This is a genomic window from Paenibacillus sp. 2RAB27 (assembly GCF_052115445.1).
Classification (GTDB): Bacteria; Bacillota; Bacilli; order Paenibacillales; family NBRC-103111; genus Paenibacillus_E.
The window spans coordinates 1-441 of the sequence record NZ_JBFRGR010000121.1 but is presented as its reverse complement, the minus strand read 5'-3'; the positions used below and the strand labels follow the sequence as shown (position 1 = coordinate 441).

2 rRNA genes are annotated in these 441 nt (G+C 48.3%); both read left to right on the top strand.

The window, feature by feature from the left end:
• A 16S ribosomal RNA gene (locus AB4114_RS35925) occupies positions 1–112 on the top strand; the annotation flags it as partial.
• 201 nt (positions 113–313) lie between these two features.
• Positions 314–441: ribosomal RNA gene (locus tag AB4114_RS35920) — 23S ribosomal RNA — on the top strand; the annotation flags it as partial.

The window sequence follows — 441 nt, the reverse complement described above, 5'->3', positions numbered from 1 at the left end:
AAGTCGGTGRGGTAACCCGCAAGGGAGCCAGCCGCCGAAGGTGGGGTAGATGATTGGGGTGAAGTCGTAACAAGGTAGCCGTATCGGAAGGTGCGGCTGGATCACCTCCTTTCTATGGAGACTCGTGTCTGATAGACACAGTCAAGTATCTTCGGATACACAATCRCTTACTCACTCGTGTTCAGTTTTGAAGGATGAATTACCCCTTCAACAACTTTGTTCCTTGAAAACTAGATAACGAAACAAAAACGTAAAGTAAGAACTTAGGTTGCTTGATCTTCGGATCATGCAAAAATCTTTAAAGTTTTTTCTAGGTTAAGCTAGAAAGAGCACACGGAGGATGCCTAGGCACTAGGAGCCGAAGAAGGACGTGGCGAACGACGAAATGCCTCGGGGAGCCGTAAGCAGGCTTTGATCCGGGGATGTCCGAATGGGGGAACC